The organism is Halobiforma lacisalsi AJ5, from assembly GCF_000226975.2.
Taxonomy (GTDB): domain Archaea; phylum Halobacteriota; class Halobacteria; order Halobacteriales; family Natrialbaceae; genus Natronobacterium; species Natronobacterium lacisalsi.
The window spans coordinates 1,252,176-1,275,998 of the sequence record NZ_CP019285.1 but is presented as its reverse complement, the minus strand read 5'-3'; the positions used below and the strand labels follow the sequence as shown (position 1 = coordinate 1,275,998).

Annotated in this window: 12 protein-coding genes, 1 tRNA gene, 2 rRNA genes and 1 pseudogene; 8 read left to right on the top strand and 8 right to left on the bottom strand. The window is 65.4% G+C overall.

Translation table 11 applies throughout. The features are described from left to right. Positions 1–126: 126 nt before the first annotated feature. The 3 genes from CHINAEXTREME_RS05970 to CHINAEXTREME_RS05960 form a co-directional block, all read right to left on the bottom strand. Positions 127–3,043: ribosomal RNA gene (locus tag CHINAEXTREME_RS05970) — 23S ribosomal RNA — on the bottom strand. Between the two features lie 228 nt (positions 3,044–3,271). Further along, positions 3,272–3,343: transfer RNA gene (locus CHINAEXTREME_RS05965), tRNA-Ala, on the bottom strand. 128 nt (positions 3,344–3,471) lie between these two features. Beyond that, positions 3,472–4,942: ribosomal RNA gene (locus tag CHINAEXTREME_RS05960) — 16S ribosomal RNA — on the bottom strand. The 16S and 23S rRNA genes sit together here with 1 tRNA gene alongside, the layout of an rRNA operon. Before the next feature lie 980 nt (positions 4,943–5,922). On the opposite strand from CHINAEXTREME_RS05960, the gene CHINAEXTREME_RS05955 reads away from it, so the two are divergent. Both CHINAEXTREME_RS05955 and CHINAEXTREME_RS05950 read left to right on the top strand, forming a co-directional pair. Beyond that, positions 5,923–6,300, top strand: coding sequence for a winged helix-turn-helix domain-containing protein (locus tag CHINAEXTREME_RS05955; RefSeq protein WP_007141569.1), 378 nt, complete (start codon positions 5,923–5,925; stop codon positions 6,298–6,300). Next, positions 6,297–6,593 carry a DUF7521 family protein gene (locus CHINAEXTREME_RS05950; protein ID WP_007141568.1) on the top strand — a complete coding sequence of 99 codons (297 nt, stop codon included), beginning with the start codon at positions 6,297–6,299 and terminating at the stop codon, positions 6,591–6,593. Before CHINAEXTREME_RS05955 ends, CHINAEXTREME_RS05950 begins: the two co-directional genes overlap by 4 nt. A gap of 201 nt (positions 6,594–6,794) precedes the next feature. On the opposite strand, the gene lpdA is transcribed toward CHINAEXTREME_RS05950, so the two are convergent. From lpdA to lipA, 5 genes are all read right to left on the bottom strand, one after another. Next, on the bottom strand, positions 6,795–8,255 hold the full coding sequence (gene lpdA / locus CHINAEXTREME_RS05945) for a dihydrolipoyl dehydrogenase (RefSeq protein WP_007141567.1): 1,461 nt from the start codon (positions 8,253–8,255) through the stop codon (positions 6,795–6,797). Between the two features lie 62 nt (positions 8,256–8,317). Beyond that, on the bottom strand, positions 8,318–9,946 hold the full coding sequence (locus CHINAEXTREME_RS05940) for a 2-oxo acid dehydrogenase subunit E2 (RefSeq protein ID WP_076738701.1): 1,629 nt from the start codon (positions 9,944–9,946) through the stop codon (positions 8,318–8,320). Between the two features lies 1 nt (position 9,947). Then, positions 9,948–10,991, bottom strand: coding sequence for an alpha-ketoacid dehydrogenase subunit beta (locus CHINAEXTREME_RS05935; protein WP_007141565.1), 1,044 nt, complete (start codon positions 10,989–10,991; stop codon positions 9,948–9,950). A 3-nt stretch (positions 10,992–10,994) separates the two neighbouring features. Further along, entirely contained in the window at positions 10,995–12,104 is a 1,110-nt protein-coding gene (pdhA, locus tag CHINAEXTREME_RS05930; RefSeq protein ID WP_007141564.1) for a pyruvate dehydrogenase (acetyl-transferring) E1 component subunit alpha, read from the bottom strand. A 247-nt stretch (positions 12,105–12,351) separates the two neighbouring features. Continuing rightward, a complete protein-coding gene (gene lipA / locus CHINAEXTREME_RS05925) occupies positions 12,352–13,311 on the bottom strand; it encodes a lipoyl synthase (RefSeq protein WP_029601396.1) in 960 nt (319 codons plus the stop codon). A gap of 183 nt (positions 13,312–13,494) precedes the next feature. Here lipA and CHINAEXTREME_RS22490 point away from each other — a divergent pair. The 6 genes and pseudogenes from CHINAEXTREME_RS22490 (at position 13,495) to CHINAEXTREME_RS05895 (ending at position 23,715) form a co-directional block, all read left to right on the top strand. Continuing rightward, positions 13,495–14,869 (top strand): annotated as a pseudogene (locus tag CHINAEXTREME_RS22490) (MATE family efflux transporter). 80 nt (positions 14,870–14,949) lie between these two features. After that, positions 14,950–15,519, top strand: coding sequence for a PH domain-containing protein (locus CHINAEXTREME_RS05915; protein ID WP_007141561.1), 570 nt, complete (start codon positions 14,950–14,952; stop codon positions 15,517–15,519). Between the two features lie 78 nt (positions 15,520–15,597). Continuing rightward, complete coding sequence (locus tag CHINAEXTREME_RS05910; RefSeq protein ID WP_007141560.1) at positions 15,598–17,964, top strand: DEAD/DEAH box helicase; 2,367 nt, start codon at positions 15,598–15,600, stop codon at positions 17,962–17,964. Positions 17,965–18,031: 67 nt separating this feature from the next. Further along, positions 18,032–19,729 (top strand): hypothetical protein, encoded by a 1,698-nt coding sequence (locus CHINAEXTREME_RS05905; RefSeq protein ID WP_007141559.1) that lies wholly within the window; start codon positions 18,032–18,034, stop codon positions 19,727–19,729. Positions 19,730–19,838: 109 nt separating this feature from the next. Next, entirely contained in the window at positions 19,839–21,467 is a 1,629-nt protein-coding gene (locus tag CHINAEXTREME_RS05900) for an FtsZ/tubulin family protein (RefSeq protein ID WP_007141558.1), read from the top strand. 220 nt (positions 21,468–21,687) lie between these two features. Next, positions 21,688–23,715: a hypothetical protein gene (locus tag CHINAEXTREME_RS05895; RefSeq protein WP_007141557.1), complete on the top strand. Its 2,028-nt coding sequence runs from the start codon at positions 21,688–21,690 to the stop codon at positions 23,713–23,715. The last annotated feature ends 108 nt before the right edge of the window (positions 23,716–23,823 follow it).

The following is a 23,823-nucleotide window of genomic DNA, read 5'->3' as shown; positions in this document are numbered from 1 at the left end:
CGACTCGCGGAATCGAACCGCCGCATCACCAGCCAGGATCGGTCTGACGATGTCGACCGTAATGTACGTGTAGTCCAGTTCGCGCCTGGACCCGTCTCCGGGCTCCAGTTCCGAGAATGCGGTATGAGTGTGTGGCTCGGCCGATTAGTGCTCGCGGGCTCAACGCCTCGTTGCCTTGGCGCGTACACCCCGAGTCTATCGAACTCCTCTTCTAGGAGTGGCCTCGGTGGTTCCTCGTTTCCAGGTGGGTTTCGAGCTTAGATGCGTTCAGCTCTTACCCCGTGGTGCGTGGCTGCCCGGCACGTGCTCTCTCGAACAACCGGTACACCAGTGGCACCCATGCGTAGTTCCTCTCGTACTATACGCACGTTCCCGTCAGGAACCGTAACACCCCCAATAGATAGCAGCCGACCTGTCTCACGACGGTCTAAACCCAGCTCACGACCTCCTTTAATAGGCGAACAACCTCACCCTTGCCCGCTTCTGCACGGGCAGGATGGAGGGAACCGACATCGAGGTAGCAAGCCACCCGGTCGATATGTGCTCTTGCGGGTGACGACTCTGTTATCCCTAAGGTAGCTTTTCTGTCAGCAATTGGCCGCATCAAGCAGCCTAATTGGGTTCGCTAGACCACGCTTTCGCGTCAGCGTCCGTCGTTGGGCCGGACACTGTCAGACTTCCGTATGCTCTTGCGCTCTATCCCGCGTCTCCGACACGGGTGAGGAAATCTTGGGGCGCGCTCGATATCTTTTCAAGCGCGTACCGCCCCAGTCAAACTGCCCGGCTACCAGTGTCCTCCGCCAGGAGTGAGAGTCGCAGTCACCATCGGGTAGTATTTCAATGCTGGCTCGGTGGCCCGCTAGCGCGGGTACCTGTGTACCGCCTCCTACCTATGCTGCACAATGGCGACCACGTCTCAGTGACAGCCTGCAGTAAAGCTCTATAGGGTCTTCGCTTCCCCTTGGGGGTCTCCAGACTCCGCACTGGAACGTACAGTTCACCGGGCCCAACGTTGGGACAGTGGCGCTCTCATTGATCCATTCATGCAAGCCGCTACTGAAGCGGCAAGGTACTACGCTACCTTAAGAGGGTCATAGTTACCCCCGCCGTTAACGGGTCCTTCGTCCCATTGTACTGGGTGTTCAGATACCCGCACTGGGCAGGATTCAGTGACCGTACGAGTCCTTGCGGATTTGCGGTCACCTATGTTGTTACTAGACAGTTGGAGCGCCCGAGTCACTGCGACCTGCCACTTCGCGTGGCAGGCATCCCTTATTGCGAACGTACGGGACTAACTTGCCGAATTCCCTAACGTCGGTTGATCCCGACAGGCCTTGGCTTTCGCCGCCACGAGTACCTGTGTCGGATCTCGGTACGGACAGTGTGCTCGCCTTTTCACGGGCTCTAGGTTGACCTGACTTGCGCTATTCCGCCATTCGCTCGCTTCGTGCCATTACGGCTTCCACGAACTTCGACGGTTCGACTGGGCGAAAGCCCAGCTCAGGCGGCCCCAAAGCGTCAGCTTTGAGTGCACACTGGCACAGGAATATTAACCTGTTTCCCTGTTGACTCACTCGACTTACGGTGAGACTTAGGACCGGCTAACCCTCAGCTGATCAGCATTGCTGAGGAACCCTTACTCGTTCGGCCGTCGGGGTTCTAACCCGACTAACGCTGCTACTATGACCAGGATTTTCGTTACTGAACGGTCCACACGATCTCTCGACCGTGCTTCCACCCGAACAGAACGCCGACCTACGCGATTACCCTGTAACGGGTACGGCTAGGTCTCGGTGGTGGACTTGAGCCCCGATCATTTTGGGCGCCCCGAACCTCGGCCGGTAAGCTGTTACGCTTTTCTTAGAGGGTAGCTGCTTCTAAGCTCACCTCCCGGCTGTCTAGGGCTCGGGACCACCTTCGATCGCACTTAGTCCACACTTGGGGACCTTAACCCAGCTCTGGGTTGTCTCCCTCACGGTACACAGGCTTACCCCGTGCACCGGACTCCCTGCGTCAAACGGCGTTCGTAGGTTCGGAGTTGGACAGGGGGGCGCACTCCTCTCGGAGTGCGGTCCCCCAATCCGTCGCTCTACCCCACGAACTACCTCGGCAGAGGTCATGCTTCGACATGTTTCGGTCGGAACCAGCTGTTTCCGGATTCGATGGGCCTTTCACCCCTAGACATAGGTCACGCGAGGGTATTGTAGGACACCAACGCTAACAGGCCTCCACGTGCCTTTCGGCACGCTTCGCCTTGCCCATGTCTAGATCATCCGGTTTCGGGTCGTACCCGTTTGACTCCCCGCGCTTGAACACGGCGGCCCTCGCAATGCTGCGGCCATGTCGGTTTCCCTACGCCTGCCCCGATACTCGGGTTAGACTCGCCAATCAGACACACTCCCTGGTTCGTTTTTCAAAACGTACGACGGAACACCGGCTTCCCGTGCTTCCTACTGGTAGCTCGCGCTACGGTCGTTTTGCACGGGACCTTGTGTGCCCCGTCGCTCTATCGCCAACTGATTTCACGCCCTATTGCACCTCCCTTCGTGGGGTGCTTTTCAGCGTTCGCTCACGCTACTTGTTCGCTATCGGTCTTGAGGAGTGTTTAGTCTTCCCAGTCGATGCCTGGGAGATTCACGAGGAATTTCCAATCCCCGCTACTCTGGAGCTGACTCGTCCGATACTGGTCTGCAATACGGGACTGTCACCCTGTGTCGTGCTCTGTTCCAAGAGACTTCCTGCAGACGGTCGCGGAGTGATCGTCAGTCCGAACACCACATTGCCCGAAGGCTTCGGTTTGGACTGGATCGCGTTCAGTCGCCCTTACTAACGACATCACGTTCCTTTTTTTTCCCCTGCCGATACTGAGATGTTTCAGTTCTCGGCGTTCCCCATTGCGCGAAGCAATTGCGGTGGGGATTCCCATTCGGAAATCCTGTGTTCTTCCCCTCCGTGCGGGTCCCACAGGCTTTTCGCAGCTTGGCACGTCCTTCTTCAGCTCTCAAGCCGAGCGATCCACCAGCTGGCACAGTAGCCACGTTCATCGGATCGGGATTGCACTGAAGGTGCAATCTGTAGTGACCCGGGAACGGGTCCAGTGGACGCCTGGACTACACGTACACACGGTCTCATCTGCAACGCTGTCGACTGCAGCGTGCATTAACCCTTCCCAGCCACGTTTGCACGGGCTGGTGCATCGGTTTGCGTTCGGATCGAATCGAAGTGCCCTGTCCCACTTAAGGGACACGATCCTTCGATTCGAGCCGAGTCATGGACCCACTGGGATTCGAACCCAGGGCATCCTCCTTGCAAAGGAGGCACTCTCCCACTGAGCTATGGGCCCACCCCGCCGGCGGAGCCGGCGGGTGCGAAGTGTTAGCCTTGACAGTTCAAAGGTGCCCGATCGGCCCGGCGTGGCGCGATCGAACGTGGAGCGAAGGTGGGCCAGGGCGTCGCCCTGGTCCCGGTCAGTGGAGGTGATCCAGCCGCAGATTCCCCTACGGCTACCTTGTTACGACTTAAGCCCCCTTGCGGAGCCCAGATTCGACCCGGAAACCGGGCCTCATCCGGACCCCACTCGGGTGCTTTGACGGGCGGTGTGTGCAAGGAGCAGGGACGTATTCACCGCCGTCTTCTGAACGGCGATTACTACCGAATCCAGCTTCATGCGGACGAGTTTCAGTCCGCAATCCGAACTACGACCGAGTTTCGGAGATTAGCGTCGCCTCTCGGCGTTGCATCCCACTGTCTCGGCCATTGTAGCCCGCGTGTCGCCCAGCACATTCGGGGCATACTGACCTACCGTTGCCCGTTCCTTCCTCCAGTTTGGCACTGGCAGTCCTCCTAATGTACCCAACCACCACGAGGGTGTTGCTGGCAATTAGGAGTGCGGGTCTCGCTCGTTGCCTGACTTAACAGGACGCCTCACGGTACGAGCTGACGGCGGCCATGCACCTCCTCTCAGTAGCTCCAGTAAGCTCATCAGGCTGACCTTCATTGCTACTGTCGATGCTGGTGAGATGTCCGGCGTTGAGTCCAATTAAACCGCAGGCTCCTCCGGTTGTAGTGCTCCCCCGCCAATTCCTTTAAGTTTCATCCTTGCGGACGTACTTCCCAGGCGGTCTGCTTCACGGCTTCCCTACGGCACAACACAGGCTCGTAGCCTGTGTCACACCTAGCAGACATCGTTTACAGCTCGGACTACCCGGGTATCTAATCCGGTTCGTGACCCGAGCTTTCGTCCCTCACCGTCGGATCCGTCTTCCAGAGGCGCTTTCGCCACCGGTGGTCCGTCCAGGATTACGGGATTTCACTCCTACCCCGGACGTACCCCTCTGGTCTTCCGGTCCCAAGCCGATCAGTTTCCACCGGACGCCCGCACGTTGGGCGTGCGGATTTCCCGACGGACTTGATCGGCCAGCTACGGACGCTTTAGGCCCAATAAGAGCGGCCATCACTCGTGCTGCCGGTATTACCGCGGCGGCTGGCACCGGTCTTGCCCAGCACTTATTCCTGGACCACCTTACGGTCCAGAAAAGCGAGGACTATATGCCCTCGCACTTGGAGTCCCCTTATCGCACTGGCGTGCAGTGTAAAGGTTTCGCGCCTGCTGCGCCCCGTAGGGCCCGGTATCTTGTCTCAGATACCGTCTCCGGGCTCTTGCTCTCACAACCCGTACCGATTACTGGCACGGTGGGCCGTTACCCCACCGTCTACCTAATCGGCCGCAGCCACATCCTCTGGCGCCGGAGCGTTTCAAGCTCGGCCCACTCCAGGTGCCGAGCCGTATGCGCCATTAGCCTCAGTTTCCCGAGGTTATTGCGCTCCAGAGGGTAGTTTGGCCACGTGTTACTGAGCTATCTGCTACGGGTCTGAACCCGTGCAACTAGCATGGCTAAATCGGACTCCAATAGCAATGGCCTCCGGCAGGATCAACCGGAATGCTCTTCCCCGCAATGCGGGGAGGTTGGCGGTGAATGCAATGCACTCACACTTGCTATGGTCCACGTTCGATGACACCGATCGCGGACCGATCGGGCGTCACCGAACTGTCAAGGCTAACATCAGATCCCATCTGTACGGCGGACCGCAGGGGTGGAATCCTCATCTCCTTCGGACGTATTCCTACGCTCGGTAGGGTACTTAACCCCTTCGAACGTCGCGTCCGAGTCGACGGAGCCAACCGGCCCCGTCGAACGCGTTTGCGTTCACATCCGAACCCCCTCATACACTTAAGGGCGTCGGATCGGTGCCGCGCCGGAAACCGCAACCGGCGAGGCAGTGTGCGATCATAGCTGAACGCCCCGAGACGTATAAGGGCAACGGATCGGAAATCGGTTCGAAACCCGACACCGATCGTACCCCGATCGTCGAGAGAGGGTGGATGTGATGTGCCTACCTCCGTGCCAAAGGCCGGAGGGAACGTGGCGACCTGCGCCACGTCGTTCGCATTATCATCGAATACCGGGTGCATATATAAGGCCGTCGAACCAGTTCCGCACCGGAACCCGCTACCATGGGACGATTATTCACTTTCGTTGTGCTCGAGTTACACTAATAAACGATCCAGCGGCTCGAGTCGGGACACGATGGGGAACCACGGCAGTTCACCGCAGTGCTCGACAAAATGTCACGCGGGTGGAGGCCGGCCAGTCATCCCGCCCTCGCAGACTCGGTCGGACCGGATGAGACCCGCGTGTTCGCACACGAGTGCGCGCGTGTAATAAGAAACACGGTAACGGTACCGTCCCGTTATCGTATTCGAGGATGAGTGTGCTCGAGGCGGGTCGTGGCCCGAGAAGGTCCGAGCCGTTCGAGCGGCGCCGCAGTCGGGCGAACACGTTCGAAGAGCGGCCGAATCAACCGGCGACGGGCAGAACGCATCGATGCCAATAAACCCCGTGGGTCGTAACTGGGGTACGAATGGTCCGGGACCCGATCGCTTCGGAGTCGACGCCGTCAGCGGAAGAGATCTGCGCTGCGCTCGACGACCCCGACTGCCGAGAAATCATCCGGAATCTCGACGAACCTATGACGGCCTCTGAACTCACGAACCGCTGTGAGATCCCGCAGTCGACGCTGTATCGAAAGCTCGAGTTGCTAACCGAGTCGACGCTGCTCGAGGAGACGACGGAGATCCGCCGCGACGGACACCACGCCAGCAAGTACGCCGTTGCTTTCGAGGATATCACGCTCTCTCTGGACGAAAACCGCGAACTGGCTGTCGAGATCGAACGCCCGGCCAGGAGCGCGGACGAGCGACTCGCGGAACTGTGGTCGGAGGTGCGGAAGGAAACATGAGCCCACACGCCACCAGTGGGATGGAAATCGCACTCGCTCTCGCGGCCGTCAAGACGCTGATGCTCGTGACGGGGGGTATCATCACGTACTTCGCCTTCAAGGCCTATCAGCGGACGAGACAGCGGGCCCTGGGGCTGCTCGCGTTCGGGTTCGGGCTCGTCACCTTCGGATTGGTGCTGGCCGGGATGCTCTATGAGGTACTCGAGGTTCCGCTCGCGGCGGGGATTCTGCTCGAGAGTCTGCTCGTTCTCGCGGGCTTTCTCGTGATCGCGTATTCGCTGTACGTGCAGTAAGTGTGGTGTGGTCGTCCCGGCTTCGACGCCGGGTGTGTCGAACCTCTTCTCCTCTGTTTTCGGTCGCCGTTCGGTTTCGCCGTCGCTGTCCTCGTGACTGGCGACGGATAGGACGCGGTCGGGCTATCGGCTACCTGAAGCCGAATGGGCCTCGAGGCACAGCGAGAGAAGGCAGACGGGCGGGGAGGGCAGAAGCGAAAGTCAGCGGTTCAGCGTGTGGATCGCGTGGCCCAGCGCGTTCTCCGCGGCCTCCATGACCGACTCGGACAACGTGGGGTGGGCGTGGACCGTCGAGGCGACGTCCTCGAGGGTCGCGCCGAGTTCGATCGCGAGTCCGAGTTCGGCGATCAGTTCGGAGGCCTCGGGGCCGACGATGCCCGCGCCGAGGACGTACCCCTCCTCGGCCTCGGCGACGATCTTGACGGAACCGTCGGCGTGGCCGGTCGTCAGCGCCCGACCGCTCGCGCGGAACGGGAACTCGCCGGTGACCGTCTCGAAGCCGGCCTCCTCGGCCTCGGCTTCGGTCATCCCGACCGTCGCGATCTCGGGGTCGGTGAAGACGACTGCGGGCATCGCCTGGTGGTCGATCGCGGCGGGTTCGCCGGCGATCACCTCGGCGGCGACCTCGCCTTCGGCGCTGCCCTTGTGGGCGAGCATCGGTTCGCCGGCCACGTCGCCGACCGCGAAGACGTGGTCGACGTTCGTCCGCGCGCGGTCGTCAGTCTCGATGAAGCCGCGGTCGTCGGTCTCGACGCCTACTTCCTCGAGGTCGAGCGTGTCCGAGACGGGTTCGCGGCCCACGGCGACGAGGACCTTCTCCGCATCGAGTTCGAGCGACTCTGTCTCGACGGCTTCGGCACCGCCGTCGGCGGCGACGTCCTCGGCCGGATCGGCGACGACGTGGATGCCGTCGCCCGTTTCCTGCCACTCGGAGGCGGTGTAGCCGAACTCGAAGTCGATCCCGAGCTCGTTCGCGCGTTGCTTGACCGGGCGCTTGAGGTCGTCGTCGTAGCCAGGCAGGATCGAGTCGAGCATCTCGACGACCGTGACGTCGGTGCCCAGCTTGGCGAAAACGCTCGCCAGTTCCATCCCGATGTAGCCCGCGCCGACGACGACCAGCGAGTCCGGGACGGAGTCGAGGTCGAGCGCCTGCTTCGAACTCAAAACGGGCTCGTCCCCGTAGGAGAAGTTCGGGATCTCGATCGGACGGGAGCCGGTCGCGACGATGGCGTGTTCGAACTCGAGCGTTTCCGAGCCCTGCCCGTCGCCGCTGTGGGAGATCCGGGCGGTGTTCTCGCCGTCGAATTTCGCGGTGCCCTCGAGCAGGTTGACGCCGTTTGCCTTACACAGTTTTTCGACGCCGCCGGTGAGCTGGTCGACGACGTCGTCCTTCCAGCCCACCATGCCAGCCATGTCGACCGCGGGATCGGCGTGGATCCCCATCTCCTCGGCGTGGCGGGCCTCGTGGGCGACGTCGGTCGCCGTGATCAGCGCCTTCGAAGGGATACAGCCGTAGTTCAGGCAGGTGCCGCCGTAGGCGTCCTTCTCGACGAGCGTCACGTCGAGGTCGAGTTGCCCCGCCCGGATCGCGGCGACGTAGCCGGCCGGCCCGGCACCGATGACCAGCACGTCCGTGCCGGTGGTGACGTCTCCGACGACCATTTACGATCCCTCCGTCGCGTTCGATGCCGCTGTGGTGTTCCGTTCCATTGTCGTAATCATCGTCACTCGAGCAGTAGTAGGTTCGGATCCTCGAGGTACTCCATGACGGTGTTCGTGAACTCGGCGCCGACCGCGCCGTCGATCAGTCGGTGATCGAAGGATAGCGACAGCGTCAGCACCGATCGCGGTTCGATGCGTTCCTCGCCGTCCTCCTCGACGACGCGGGGCTTGCGCTTGATTTCGCCGACCGCCAGGATTCCCGACTCGGGGTAGTTCAGGATCGGCGTGGCGTACTCGCCGCCGATGCCGCCGATGTTGGTGACGGTGAACGTCGATCCCTGCAGTTCGTCGGGGCTGATCGACCGTTCGCGGGCGCGCTCGACGAGTTCGTTCATCTCCGAGGAGAGCTGCAGGATGCCCTTGCCGTCGGCGTCCTCGAGGACGGGCACCATCAGCCCGACGTCGGTCGCAGTGGCGATCCCGATATTGTGGTAATCGCGGTAGACGATCTCCTCGTTCTCGTCGTCGATCACCGCGTTCATCTTGGGGTACTCCTTCAGCGCCGCGACGACGGCCTTCACGATGAAGGGCATGTAGGTCAGCCGAATCCCCTTCTCCTCGGCACGGGGCTTGAGCCGTTCGCGAACCTCGACGAGTTCCGTGACGTCGACCTCGTCGTGGTGGGTGACGTGTGGGGCGGTGTACTTCGACTCGACCATCGCGTCGGCGATGCGCTTGCGGACGCCGCCGAAGTCCTCGCGGCGTTCGCGTTCGCCGGGCGCGAACGTCCCCTCGTCGCCAACGGGTTCGCCGGCCGCGACGGCCTCGCGGTCGGCCTCCTGGGCCCGCCGCTGGGCCTCGGCGTACTCGCGGACGTCTTCCGGGGTGACGAACGCCTCGCCGTCGCGCTGCTCGCTCGCGGGGACGGCGTCGAGGTCGACGCCCTCTTCCTCGGCGATGCGGCGGGTCGCGGGCGCGGCGAGGGTCCGGTCACGGTCGGCGGAGTCGACGGACGCAGGGGCCTGCGTCCGGCTCTGTGTCTGTGCCGTCCCGGTCGACGCTCCCGGGGCGCTCGAGGTTGCGTCGGCGGATCCGCCGGCACCAGCACCAGCGGATTCGCTGGCGGTCTCGTCGGTCGCGGGTGCGGCCTCGGCGTCGGCGGTACTACCCGCTGGCTCCGGTGCAGTGCCGGCCGCAGCCTCGACGTCGGCCGCGGTGATCCGGCCACCCGGGCCGGAGCCCTCGAGCGCAGTGAGATCGACGCCCTCCTCGCGGGCCAGTCGACGGACCCGCGGCGGGGCGAAGACGCGGTCGGTGGGGGTAGCGACCTCGTCGCCCTCGCCGCCGGTCGCGCCGGGGCTGCCGGCGGCGTCCGGTTCGGCCTCGCCCTCGCCCTCGGCCTCGGCACCGGATTCGGGTTCCGATCCGGCCTCCGACTCCGCTTCGACCTCGCCCTCCACTTCGAACGTGATGAAGACGTCGCCGACCGGGATCACGTCGCCTTCCTCGAAGTGGCGTTCGACCACGGTGCCGTCGACCGGCGCGGGCACGTCCACGAGAGCCTTGTCGGTCTCGACCTCTGCCACCGGCTGGTCCTCGCTGACCGTGTCGCCTTCCTCGACCAGCCACGAGACCAGTTCGCCCTCGGCGACGCCCTCGCCGACGTCCGGCAGTTGGAACTCGCGTACCATGTTAGAACTCCATCGCCTCCCGAATGCCCGTCTCGACGCGAGCCGCTTCGGGCAGGTAGTAATCCTCGAGCGCGTACAGCGGGAACGGCGTGTCGAAGCCGGTGATGCGCTCGACCGGTGCCTCCTGGTAGAGCAGCGACTGCTCCTGGATCGTCGCGGCGATCTCGGCCCCGAGCCCGCCCGTCTTGGGGGCCTCGTGGACGACCGCCGCGCGGCCGGTCTTCTCGAAGGACTCGACGATGGCGTCCTCGTCGAGCGGCGACAGCGTCCGCAGGTCGACGACCTCGACGTCGATCTCGCCCTCGAGGTTCTCGGCGGCCTCGAGGGTCGGCCGAGTCATCGCGCCCCAGGTGAACACGGAGATGTCCGACCCCTCGCGGCGCACGGCGGCCTCGCCGAGCGGGACCTCGTAGGATTCGGTGGGTACCTCCTCGCGGAACGCCCGGTAGATGAGTTTCGGCTCGAGGAAGAGCACGGGGTCGGGCGAGCGGATCGCGCTCGTCAACAGCCCCTTGGTGTCGTAGGGGGTCGACGGGATGACGACTTTGAGCCCGGGCTGGTGAGCGAACATCGCCTCCGAGGACTCGGAGTGGTGTTCGGGGGCCCGGATACCGCCGCCGTAGGGGGCTCGAATGACCATCGGGCACGTGTATCGACCGCGCGAGCGCGTCCGCAGGCGCGCGGCGTGGGAGACGACCTGGTCGAAACCGGGGTAGATGAACCCGAGGAACTGGATCTCGGGGACAGGGCGCATGCCGTAGGCAGCCATCCCGACCGCGGTGCCGAGGATGCCCGACTCGGCCAGCGGCGTGTCGATGACCCGCTGGTCGCCGAACTCGTCGTGTAGCCCCTCCGTGGCGCGGAAGACGCCGCCGTTCTCGCCGACGTCCTCGCCCATGACGACGACGTCGTCGTCGCGTTGCATCTCGGTGTAGAGGCCGTCTCGAACCGCCTGGACGAGCGTCAGGTTCTCCGATTCGACCGCGTCCACGTCCGGTTCGGCCTGTACGTCCGCATCGGTGTCGGAGTCTGCGTGCGTAGCCATGTGTTATCCCTCCAGCAGGGCGTCGTCGCCGTGTTCCTCGCGGATCGATTCGAAGTACTCGAGCTGGCGCTGGAGTCGCTTCGGCATGCCCTCGTAGACGTGGGCGAAGATCTCCTCCGGATCGGGGCGCTCGACGGATTCGGCGGCGTCGATGGCATCGGCAACCGACTCCTCGATGCGGGTCTCGATCGCGTCGACCCGCTCGTCGTCGAGCATCCCGTTGTTCCGCAGGAACGTCTCCATCCGCGGGATCGGATCCTTCTGCTTCCAGCGTTCGACCTCCTCGTCGTCGCGGTAGACCGACGGGTCGTCCGCCGTCGTGTGGGCACCGAAGCGGTACTGGACCGCCTCGATCAGCGTCGGCCGGAGTTCGTCCTCGCCGGGGTTTTTCGCCTTCTCGACGGCGTCACGGGTGACCTTGTACACCGCCAGGGGGTCCATTCCGTCGACCTGGACGCCCTCGAAGCCGTAGGCCGTCGCTTTCTGGGCCAGCGTTTCGCTCGCGGTCTGGCGCTCCCGGGGGACCGAGATCGCCCACTGGTTGTTGTTACAGAAGAAGACGTTCGGCGTGTCGAAGACGCCGGCGAAGTTCAGCCCCTCGTGGAAGTCGCCCTCCGAAGTTGCGCCGTCGCCGAAGTAACAGAGGAAGGCCTTGTTCTCGCCTTTGAGCTGTGAGGCCCAGGCGGCGCCCGTCGCGTGCGGGATCTGGGTCGCGATCGGCACCGCGACCGTGAAGATGTTGGCCTCTTCGGGGATCTGATTCCCCTCCTCGTGACCCATCCAGTACAGCAGCGTCCGCTTGAGCGACAGCCCCCGAACCAGCCCGGTGCCGTGTTCGCGGTAACTGGGGAAGACCCAGTCCTCCTCGTCCAGGGCGTGGGCGCTCCCGATCTGAGCCCCCTCCTGCCCGGACAGCGGCGGGTACGTTCCCATCCGCCCCTGTCGCTGGAGGCTGACAGCCCGTTCGTCGAAGTGCCGGGCCAGCCGCATCTGTTCGTACATCTCGAGCAACTCCTCTTCCGAGAGGTCCGGGACCTCGGCGTCGTCGAGCACCTGGCCCTCCTCGTCGAGCACCTGTACTCGCTCTCGGGGATCGCGCTGTAGCGTACTCACGGGTAAACCCACCTGCGCATGTTGCAACGATCTATCGCTCACGTTAAAGGATTTTCGTAAATAGTTTACTATCAATGAGATTCTTGCCCGCGCGGACGGGAGGCGTCCGGGGAATCCCGGGCGGATCGGTCAATCGTCCACATCGCCTCGAGAGCACGTCATTCTCCCACGATCGATCGGGTAGGACCGGCCTACCGGCTCTCGAGGCCGAACGGAAAACGAACGCGAGAAAGAACGGAAAGTCCAGTTACTCCGCAGTCGAAACCGTCGAGTCGCTCGAGTGCGCGTCGCGTCGCGCTTCCTCGACGCTCTTCCCGTCTCGGAGCACGGCGTCGACGAACAGTTCGCCCGCCTTGTACGACGAGCGGACCATCGGACCACTGGCACAGTAGAGGAATCCTAACTCCTCCTCGGCGACCCGTCGCCAGGTCTCGTACTTGTGCGGGTGGTCGTACCGCTCGACCTCGAGGTGGTCCCGCGAGGGCCGCAGATACTGCCCGAGGGTGACGACGTCGACGCCCCGCTCACGCAGATCCGCCAGCGTCTGGTAGACCTCGTGGTCGTACTCGCCGTGGCCGAGCATGATCGACGTCTTCGTGTAGATGTCCGATTCGCGGTCGACCTGCTCGAGAACCGATAGCGACTGTTCGTACCCGGCGCGGCGATCCCGGACGGGGAACTGCAGGCGCTCGACGGTCTCGACGTTGTGGGCGATCACGTCCGGGTCGGCGTCGATGATCTTCCGCACGAGGTGTTCCTCGCCCTGGAAGTCGGGGATGAGTACCTCGACGAGGATACCCGGGTGGCGGTCCTTGATCTCTCGGATCGTCTCGGCGAAGTGGCCCGCGCCCTGGTCGGGCAGGTCGTCCCGGTCGACCGACGTGAGGACGACGTAGTCCAGCCCGATCTCGGCGACGGCGTCGGCGACGTTCTCCGGCTCGTCGGGGTCGAGCGGTTCCATCCCGCCCGTCTGGACGTCACAGAAGTTACAGGCCCGCGAGCAGCGGTCGCCCATCAGCATGAACGTCGCGGTGCCGCCGTCGTCGCTGCCCTCGCCGCCGGACCAGCATTCCCCGAGGTTCGGACAGTTCGCCTCCTCACAGACGGTGTGTAGGTTCCGGTCGCGGAGGGATTCCCGGATGTCGGTAAACTCCCGGCCCGACGGCGGCCGCATCTTGAGCCAGTCGGGCTTTCGAGCGCTGCTCATACCCGAGTCCTCGGGCCCCGAGGGAAAAGTGGTTGCGGTCGTCGAACGAGTCGAACGGGCCGGGACGAATCAAACGGCCCGAACGAGTCGAAGCGTCGAACGGCCCGACCGATCCCGCCGGCGTCCGCCGGCTGGTCGGCGAGCGAAACTTTTATTTTATTTACTAATAACCAGTGGCGGTAGATGTTCGACATCGGTCGTGAGGAAATTACAAGCGGACCCATCCCGACGACGCTCGCGATCCTGGCGGCACCGCTGCTCGTCCAGAACCTCGTGCAGGTCGCCCAGCAAGTGATCGATACCCTCTGGCTCGGCCGTCTCAGCCTCGAGGCGGTCGCGGCCGTCGGGTTGAACTTCCCGCTTCTGGGCCTGCTTGCTGCCGTCTCCATCGGGACCAGCGTCGGCACGCAGGTACTGGTCTCACAGCGGACCGGTGCGGACGAACTCCGGGACGGCCGCCGGGCCGCGTTCAACGGGGTTCTCCTCGGGTTCGTCGCCGGCGTGGTAGTCGCGGCGCTGGTTTTCGTCTTCGCCCGTGACATCGTCGGCGTCCTCGGGGCCGAAGCGAGCGTCACCGAACTCGCGGCGCTGTACCTCGCGGCGTACGCGGTCGCCTTTCCCCTGATGAGCGCGAGCGAGTCGCTCGAGTCGGGCTTTATCGGCTGGGGCGATACGCGCGCTGCGCTGTACATCAACGTCGTCGCGGTCGCGGTCAACGTCGTCCTCGATCCGTTCCTGATCTTCGGCTGGGGACCGGCGCCCGAACTCGGGATCGCCGGTGCCGCGTACGCGACGGCCGCCGCCTACGGCGTTGCCCTGCTGTTCGGGCTCACGCTCGCGCTCGTTGGACGCGACGGGTTCGTCCTCACCCGCGAGGTCCGTGCGTTCGACGTCGGTGACTGGCTCGAGATCCGTCTGGAGCCAGTCGGCCCGGGTCGGAATGATCTGGCTCGTCGCCGCCGTCGGCGGCGCGGCGGGGCTCGCGGCGTTTACGGTCGGCGCTCGGGTCGCGACCATCGCCTTCGTCCCGGCGATGGGGCTCCAGCAGGCCGCCCAGAGCATGATCGGCCAGAGCCTGGGCGCTGAACTGCCCGAGCGCGCCCGGCGGACGACGTGGGTCGGCGTCGCCATCGCAGCCGGTGCGCTTTCGATCGTCGGTGCGATCCAGTGGGCCATCCCCGAGACGCTGTCGGTGCTTTTCGTCCCCGATGCGACGGCCGCCGAGGTCGAGGTCGCGGCGCAGTACCTCGAGATCCTCGCGTACGGCTACTGGGCGATCGGCGCGACCTACCTCCTGCAGGCGGGGTTCAACGGGGCGCGACGCACCCGGACGAGTCTCGTCGCGACCCTCCTGCAGTACTGGATCGTCCGGCTACCGATCGCCGCGGGGGCGGCCCTCTTGCTTGGCTGGGGCGTCGTCGGCGTCTTCTGGTCGGTCACCGCCTCGAACGTCGCCGTCGCGGTCGGTCTGGGCTGCTACTACTGGTACGAAACGAGCAACGGGATGAACGTCAGGGCGGTCGACGTCGCCGCCGGAGAGGCCGACGCGGCCGACTGAGTACGACGCCTCGAGAGCGAGCGGGGAAACCACTCCCTACCCGCGATAGCTTTACGGGAACGAGCGGAATACGCTCCTCCGTGAGCCGTCCGACGCCATCGACCCCGGCCACGACCCACCCGGACTGGCTGCACCTCTCCGGCGAGGAGAACGTCGTCTGGGAGAGTCGGCCGCACCCGGTCACGATGGGCGTCAGGGTGCCGATCGGGCTGGCGCTCGTCCTCGTGGGGTTTGCCGTGGCCGCCTGGAGCGTCACCGACGGGGGCGTCGGGGGCCTCTCCCTGGTGGGAGTCGCGCTCGTCGTCCTCGGCATCGCGCTCGTGCTCGTCCAGTACGTCGTCTGGACGAACACGCGGTACGTGATCACCTCCGAGGAACTGTACAAGAAACGCGGCATCGTCTCCCGGAACGTCACCCAGTTCCGGATCGACCGCGTCCAGAACACCGCCCTCGAGCAGGACGTGCTCGGCCGACTCCTGGGCTATGGCGACCTGACGATCTACACCGCTGGCTCGGGCGACCCCGAACTGACCTTCGAACGGACGCCCGAACCCGAGCGTGCGAACGGCGCGTTGAACGAACAGTTGGGGAAACTCGTCGATCGGGACCGGAGCGGGGAACGGAGCCGGAGCCGGAACCGGTCCACGTAACCCATCGACGAACCGCCTCGCGACGATCCCGGCCGGGGAAGGAAACGCCTTTGATCGCCCGCTCCCCGTATCCGCCTGATGGAGGTCGCCGAGGTTCTGCCCGAATTCGCCGACGCCTTCGCGTTCGAGGAGTTCAACCGAATGCAACGCGAGGCCCTGCCCGCCTTACTCGAGTCCGAGGCGAACGTCGTCGCGAGCGCGCCGACCGCCTCGGGCAAGACCGCCCTGGCGGAGCTGGCGATCTGCAAGGCGCTCGCCGACGGCGGCACCGCGCTGTTTATCGCGCCCCTGCGGGCGCTGACCAACGAGAAGGAGGACGACTGGAACCGCTTCGAGGACCTCGACTACTCGGTGTACGTCGTCACCGGCGAGCGGGACCTGAACCCGCGCCGCGCGCGTCACGCGGACATCCTCGTGATGACCCCCGAGAAACTCGACTCGGCGACGCGCAAACACGACTCCCGGCGGTACGACTTCGTCACCGACGTCGACGTCTGCGTCATCGACGAGGTCCACCTGCTTGACGCCGACCGGCGCGGGTCGGTGCTCGAGGTCACCATCTCGCGGCTCCGTCGGCTCTGCGATCCGCGTATCGTCGCGCTGTCGGCGACGATGCCGAACGTCGACGACGTGGCCGCCTGGCTCGACGCCCCCGAGGAGACGACCTTCGAGTTCGGCGAGGAGTACCGCCCGGTCGACCTGAACGCCGGCGTGAAGACCTACACCCACGGCGAGAACTCCTTCGCGGACAAGTACCGCCGGCTCTACCGGGCCCTGGACCTCGCGGAGCCACACCTCCGGGAGGACGGCCAGGCGCTCGTGTTCGTCTCCTCGCGCCAGGACACCGTCCGCGCGGCCGAGGCGGCCCGCGACGAGATCGCCGAACGCGACGTGCCGATGGGGGCCCGCGGCGACTACGACTTCCACACCGAATCGAAGGAACTGGAAAACGACACCCTCCGCAACTCCGTGTTAGACGGCGTGGCCTTCCACCACGCCGGCCTCTCGAAGAACGACCGCGACCTCGTCGAGGAGTGGTTCAAGGAGGGTCACATCGAGTTGCTGTTCTCGACGTCGACGCTGGCCTGGGGCGTCAACCTCCCGGCCCGCTGCGTCGTGATCCGGGACACGAAACTGCACGACCCCCTCGAGGGCGAGGTCGACATGAGTCCGCTCGACGTCCTCCAGATGCTCGGCCGCGCGGGACGGCCGGGGTACGACGACGTCGGCTACGGCTGGGTCGTCTGCGACGGCGCCGACGCCGACAAGTACCGGCGCCTGCTGAACGAGGGCAAGGAGATCGAGTCCAGACTGGCCGACAGCCTCGAGACCCACCTGAACGCCGAGATCGCGATGGGGACCATCACCGATCTCGACGACGTGATGGACTGGCTCGAGACGACCTTCTACTACGTGCGGGGCCAGTCGAAGCCCGAGGCGTACGACTTCCCGAACCTCCGTCAACGTGTCCGGGACTGCCTCGAGGAACTGGTCGAGCGCGGCTTCGTCGAGACCGGCGAGTCGGGTGACCTCTCGATCGAGGCGACCCCGCGGGGCGTGCTCGCCTCGAAGTACTACCTGCGCCTGGAGACGGCCGCGTCGTTCGCCGCGCTCTGTGACCGGGTCGCAGACGGCGAGGACGACGCCCTCGAGACCGAGGACGTCCTCGCAGCCGTGGCCGGAGCCGCGGAGTTCGAATCCGTCTCGGCCCGCCAGGACGAGCGCGAAGCCGTCAACGCCGTCCTCGTCGGTCAGGAAACCGACGACCTCGAGGCCGGCCAGCGGAAGGTGCTTGCGATCCTCCGGTCGGCGGCCAGCGGCACCACCCCCGCGGAACTGCAAAGCGACGCCTGGGTCATCCGGCGGAACGCCACCCGCCTGCTGTCGGCGCTCGGCGCGTTCCTCGACCGGTTCGTCGGCCCGCACGCGGCGAACCTCGCCCGGCGGGTCGAGGCCCGGATCGAGAACGGCGTCGCCGAGGACGCGGTCGGGCTGACCGCCATCGACGGCGTCGGCCCCGGCCGCGCGAGCAAACTCGCGAAAGAGGGGCTGTCGACCCCCGGCGACGTGCTCGAGGCCGAGATCGAGGGGCTGATCGACGCCGGCCTCTCGGAGGGGGTCGCCGAGCAGGTCTACGAAGGGGCCCAGTCACTGCCCTCGATCGAGATGGACTGGGGCGCGTTCCCCGAGACGATCGCCACGGGCGAGAACGAGGTCCACGAGGTGACCGTCCGGAACGTCGGCGAACCCGCCCGCGCCGGGATCGAAGTGACGGTAAACGGGACCGAGATGACGAGCACGAACACCTTCCTGCGAGGGTCCGAGACCGTCCCCGTCGGCGTCTTCGGGGCCGACACGGAGGAACTCGAGTTCTCCGTCAGCGTCGCGTTCCCGGAGGAACCCCTGTTGCCGGTCGAGCGGCACCGAACCGTTTCCGTCCGCTGACCGGTCGCCGCCCGTACTGGTCGCGAGGCCGATACTTCTTTACCCCTCTACTCGCCAGTTGTGCTACATGCAGATCGACCGTTCAGGGGGAGGACGGTGGCCGTTCGGCGATCCGCCGGCGGTCGCCACGAACCGGGGATCCGGAACGTCGTTCCCGGAGGTGATCGATCCGGCCGTCACGTCGCTCTCGCGGGGAGTCGCCGCCCTCGAGCCGACGGTCGGCGTCGCGGGGGACCTCGGCACCGGGGTCGGCCTCGCGCTCGTAGTCGGCGGGGTGCTCGTCCTCGGCGGTGGACTCGCCGCCGCAGTTCGCGCCCGGTCGGGATCGACCGCAACGGCCGCGAACGAAGGGAGAAGCGAGAGGGAGGCGTCGACCGACTCCCGCGTCGACGGCGGTTCCGGAACGGACGACCGACCGTCGTCCACACTGGGCGGAGACGAGGACCCGCGAGTCGCGTTCGAGGAACGAATCGGGGACGGAACGCTCGAGCGCCTCGAGCCGATCGCGCCCGCGGCGGTCGACCGGGCCCGGGCGTTCGACCCGGATTCGGCCACGGACCCGAAACGGGAGATCGACCGACTGGAACGCGAGTTGCGCACCGCGCTCGAGGAGGCGATCGCCGACGGTCGCCTCGATCCGGGCGTCTCCTCCGCGTTCGGCGAACCCTACGAGATCGTGAACCTGCCGAGCCAGTACCGCGAGGTCACGCTCCCGCCCTCGGACGGGACGATCCACGTCGCCGACGTCGAATCCGTCGCCGCGGACGTCCTCGAGGAGGAACGGCACGTCCGGGACGCCGCACGGACGATCGGGGCCCTGTACGACCACTGCCGCGAGATCGAGACCTACGTCCGCCGCCAGGAGGAGGCGTTTACGGACCGCCGTGAGGCCGTCGAGGAGACGCTCGCGGACGTCCGGGAACTGGCCGACCGACTCGAGGACGACCTCGGGGACCGCATCGGCGAGTTCGTCGTCGAGGGCCGACACGAATCGATCGACGGCGTCGTCGAGATCGAACGCCTGCTCTCGGACGCGACCCGGGCGCTGCACCGCTGTACGTTCGACGAGGCGATGCGGACGCTGGACCAGGCCCGGGCGAGCAGCGACGAATTGCTGGTGACGGTGGACTTCCTCGGCGGCGTAGTCGGAACGGTCGATCACGGCCGGGGCAGGATCGACGTCCCGGAGGAGGTACCGCTGGCGCTCGTCGCCGACGTCGTCCCGCTCGTCACGCGGCGGCACGACGTGGCGGTCGACCTCGACCGGGAGGCGCGGGAAATCGTCCTCGAGAAGGTCCAGAAGGAAAGCAGGGGGGACCGCGATCGCCAGGGCGAAACCGGCCGGAAGGGGATCGATCCCGGCTCCGGTCCAGGTTCCGATCCCGGCTCCGATCCACCTCCCGCTTCCTCGAGCGATCCGAAGCCGGGAGACAGCCGGGGAACCGACCGAGAACGAGCACGCGAGGCGGTCACCCCCGAATCGATCGCCGACGAGATCCTGTACGTCCTGCGGGAACTGGACGGGGTCGGCGACGCCGCGAGCGTCGAGTGCCAGACCGAGCGGCTGCCGGACCCGGTCGCGGAACCGGCCGTTCTCGAGGAACTGGCACGGTTCTGCCGGCGACAGACCGACGTCGTCGTCGACGTCGAGCTACAGGAGGGCGCACCGCCGGGCTTCCTCGAGATCCGATTCGACGAGCACACGGGCGTCGACGCCGGCCTCGAGACGCTCCGGGAACGGTTCGCGGACAGGTACGGCGGATGATCCGGCCGACGGCAGCGCCGGCGACTGGAATCGATCCCCGGCTTACGACCGCCGGCGAAACGACCCGAAACCTAAAGCACGATCCGACGAACGAGTACGACATCCGAACATGAGCACTATCTGTAAAATCTGTATGAAACGGGCGGACGAGTGGGACGGCGACTCGCTCGTCGAGCACGTTCGCAACGCACACGGAGACGAACCGGCGTCGGTCGAACAGGTGTATCCGGACCTCGAGGCGGAGGTCTTCGCGGAGCCCGAACCCGACGAACCAGACGCCGAGGACGGACTGGGCTCCGGCGCGGGGCCGGGGTCGGTCGACGCGGGCGGGAGCCGCGGGCCGGCCGAGACCCCGAGCGACGACCTGATGGACGACCCCTACGGGAAGAAGTGGTACCTCGTGGGGGTCGGCGGCGCGGGGAACAACATCCTCGACGCGATCCTGCTTCGCCGGGACACCCTCGAGGCGAACAACGAGCGCCGCGCTCGCATCTGGAACGGCGGACTCGCCGGCTACGGGCCGCTGAACACGAACGTTAGCGAACTCGAGCAGACCTACTACGCCCAGGAAGAGAAGGAGTACAGCCGGAACGACCTCCTTCCGAACTGTATCATCGGCTTCGGGAAACACGACTACGCGGGGGCCGGCTACCGCTGGGACATCGGGAAGAAACTCGTCGAGGCCGACTTCGCGGACGACGGCGACCCCTTCCGTGAACGGTGGGACCTGCGGAAGGACCGGATCCAGGACTCCCAGGCAGTCATGTTCGTCCACAGCGTCACGAAGGGGACCGGCTGTGGGTCGACGCCCGTGCTGGCCGAGAAGATCCGCGAGGAGGTCCTCGAGGACGACCTCGTCGTCCCGAAGCCGCTGTTCAGCAGCATCGTCATCCCCTCGAAGGGGACCGAGTACTCGGAGTTCGGCGGCCGTGCGAAGGTCAACGGCGTCGTCGGCCTCGCCCGCGCCTCGCGGACCGTCGACGCGATCATCCCCTTCGACAACAACCGGCTCGAGAACGTCCAGGCCGACATCCGGCCCCGGATCGAACGCCTCGAGGAGTACAACCCGCCCCAGTATCGGGAGATCAACAAGCCGCTCGTGGCGTTCCTCGAGGCGTTTACCATGTCGTCGGTGCCACAGTTCCTCGACCGGGACGCGACCATGTCGATCATGGGCGACGTCTTCGATCCCGCCGACAGCTTCCGGCCGGTCCAGGACAAGTACGAGCGCGACCCCGACAGCGAGTTCACGCCGGCGGTGATCCTCGCGCCCGTCCTCGGCCGCTCGCGGGCGAGTTCGTTCGACCGGTCGAAACTCGAGATCCTGGTCCGGAACGCCCTGTTCCAGAACAAACTCGCCGAGTTCGACCCGACGACCGCGTGGGGCGGCACCTTCCTCGTCTACGGCCCGGAAGAGAAGATGGAGGAGGTCACGGAGTTCGTCTCCGACGGCACGCTCGCGAACATCATCGGCGACGAGCAGTTCCTCGACGCGGGGAACGTAAGCGGCATCGAGTCGGTCGACATCCACGTCAAGCAACTCGTCACGCCGTACCTGGACGACGTCTTCCTCTGGGGGACGCTGTGGAACCCCGAACTGCCGTCGCTCGAGGAGATGTACGACCACGCCCAGCGACTCAAACAGGAGGGCAACAGCCAGCAGGCCGAGAACGTTCGGGACGCGTGGGAACACGTCGAGGCGCTGTTTTCCTGTCTCGGCCGGGAGAACATGGCCTGACCGTAGTTGTTCGAAGTCGGTCCGACGGCCACGTTCCGTTCAGTTCCGTTCCGTTCCCGTCGACGTGCGAACTCCGGCCGACCGGAACCGGCGTCCGCTCGACGCGGCCGTCGCGGATTCGAAATATTCTCGCCCGCTCGAGTTAGTACAGAAGAATATCGTCTGAAACGGACATATCACGGCAGAAGGTTAATCACGGCCTGAGTGCATGGCCTCTGCAATGGCAGGGGACGTCAACAACATCCGGTGGAAGATCGGCTGGTCGCCGTGGAGCGTCATCATCGGCGTCACGGTCGTCTTCACGCTGATCGGTGCGGGGGTCGAGGAGGTCGGGGCCTTCTTCGTCCTCGGAATACTGGCCGGCGTTATCACGTGGTACTGGGGAGTCAGGGAGATCAACGACAAGTATCGGCCGTTCGTCAAGAAGTTCATCGGCGAGTCCGAGCGCAACGCGAAACGGGGGATCGACGTGGAGGACGCGAACCTCTACAACCTCACGTACAACTCCGGGAGTTCGCCGCTGTTGGTCGAACCGTCCGATACCTACTACAACACGACCATCGTCGTCACCGAAACCTCGATCAATCTCAACAAGGGGGCCGAGTACGACATGAAGTCCCGGTCGGGCGTCGGCGGGGGGACCAACAAGGAGATTTACTACGATCAGGTGACCGGCGTCCAGTCCCACCAGGACGGCGCGTTCACCGAACTCGAGATCAAGACCTCGGGCGGGGGATCGACCCGGATCAGTTCGAGCGCGACGGATACCGTCGACGAAGTCGTCTCCGAGGTCCGCCAGCGCGTCCGGGAGATCAAGAATCCCGGCAGCAGTCGGCGAAGCCGACGGGAGGGGCGCGGACGCGGAGCCGAAGCACGTCAGCAGGCGGGAGCGTCCGCCGAATCGTCCGATCCCGATCCGGATCCCAGTCGCGATGTCAGCGGCGACAGTCAACCCAGCGAGAGCGGCGCGTCCGAATCGACTCCGCACCCGGTGACGGCGGTTGCCGACGACGTCGCGTCCCGAACTCGGCCGAGCGACCCGCTTGCCGGCGAACTGTGTCGCGTCCTGTCCGCTTCTTCGCCCGACGAGGGGCGCGTCGAGGACGTTCTCGAGGATGTAGTCGACCGTCTCGAGCGTGCTGGCACGGTAGCCGACGCCGTCGCCGACGTCGACGATGCGACCGACGAACGACGGGTCGAAGCGGCGAAACGGTCGCTTGCGGCCCAGGAGGGACCGATCGCCGACGGCGTCGAACCGGTGTTCGAGCGGGTTCTGGAACTCGAAACCGAGGTCGCGGAGGCGAGGTCGGAGTCGGCCTCCGCATCCACGTCCGCGTCCGAGGGTCGGCCCGACGAGAACCGACGGGAGGAAATCGCCGAACTCGAGGCCGAACTGGACCGGTACCGGCGAACCTACGACCGGATCGAGGACGCCGCCGGAACCGTCTGTCGGGAGGCTGCCCGGAGCGGGGGCCTCACCTTCCGGACCGACGAGGTCGACGATCGGACGGTCGAACTCGCAGATGCCCTCGAGGACGGCGAACTCGTCTTCGACACCCCGGGGACGGACCTGGCACTGATCGTCGACGAGGTCGAGCGGACGGTTCGACCGCAGACGGCACAGTCCCGGGAGCTACTCGAGGTACTCGGCGACTCGGGATGGGAAGAGTCGGACGTGTCGGCGGTGCTCGAATCGACGGTCGAGACCGTCGACGAACACGCCGAGTTGCGGGCCGCGGTGGCCGATATCGGTACGAACGACGTCCGGCGGCGGCTCGATTCGCTGGACGACGAACTGCAACGCGAGGAGGGCGCGGTCTACCGCCACCTCGCCGACCGCGTTCGGGAACTCGAGGCGATGGTCGACCGCGACGGGGTCGACGACGTCCAGTTGTACGCGATCTACCAGGAGTGTACGTTCTACGACCGAACGCTCCTGCCGCGGCTTGCCCGGTCCCGGTCCGACGAGGGATCGGCCGACGTCCAGCGACTCGCATCCGACGTCGAGTCCCGGGTCGCGACCATCGAAGACGAGTACGTCAGCGTTCGAGCCGACCACAACCACACCATCCCGAACCACTTCCTGTCGCTGGCCCGTGACCTCCGCCGCGAGGCGGCGACCCTCGAGGAGCGGAACCCGGAGCGGGCCGCCGGGATCCTGTCGGCGACCGACGAACTGCTCGGGCACGTCGAACAGTTGTACGAGCGAAACGAGTACAGCGTCATGCTCCGGCGTCTCCGGGGCTGATCCCCGCCGCCGGAATCCGTTCGTCGCCGGACATCGGGAGTCGACGCCAGTCCACGCCGGTCGCCGAGAACTGCAACCGGGCCGACCAGGCCGACAGTGTACTTATTT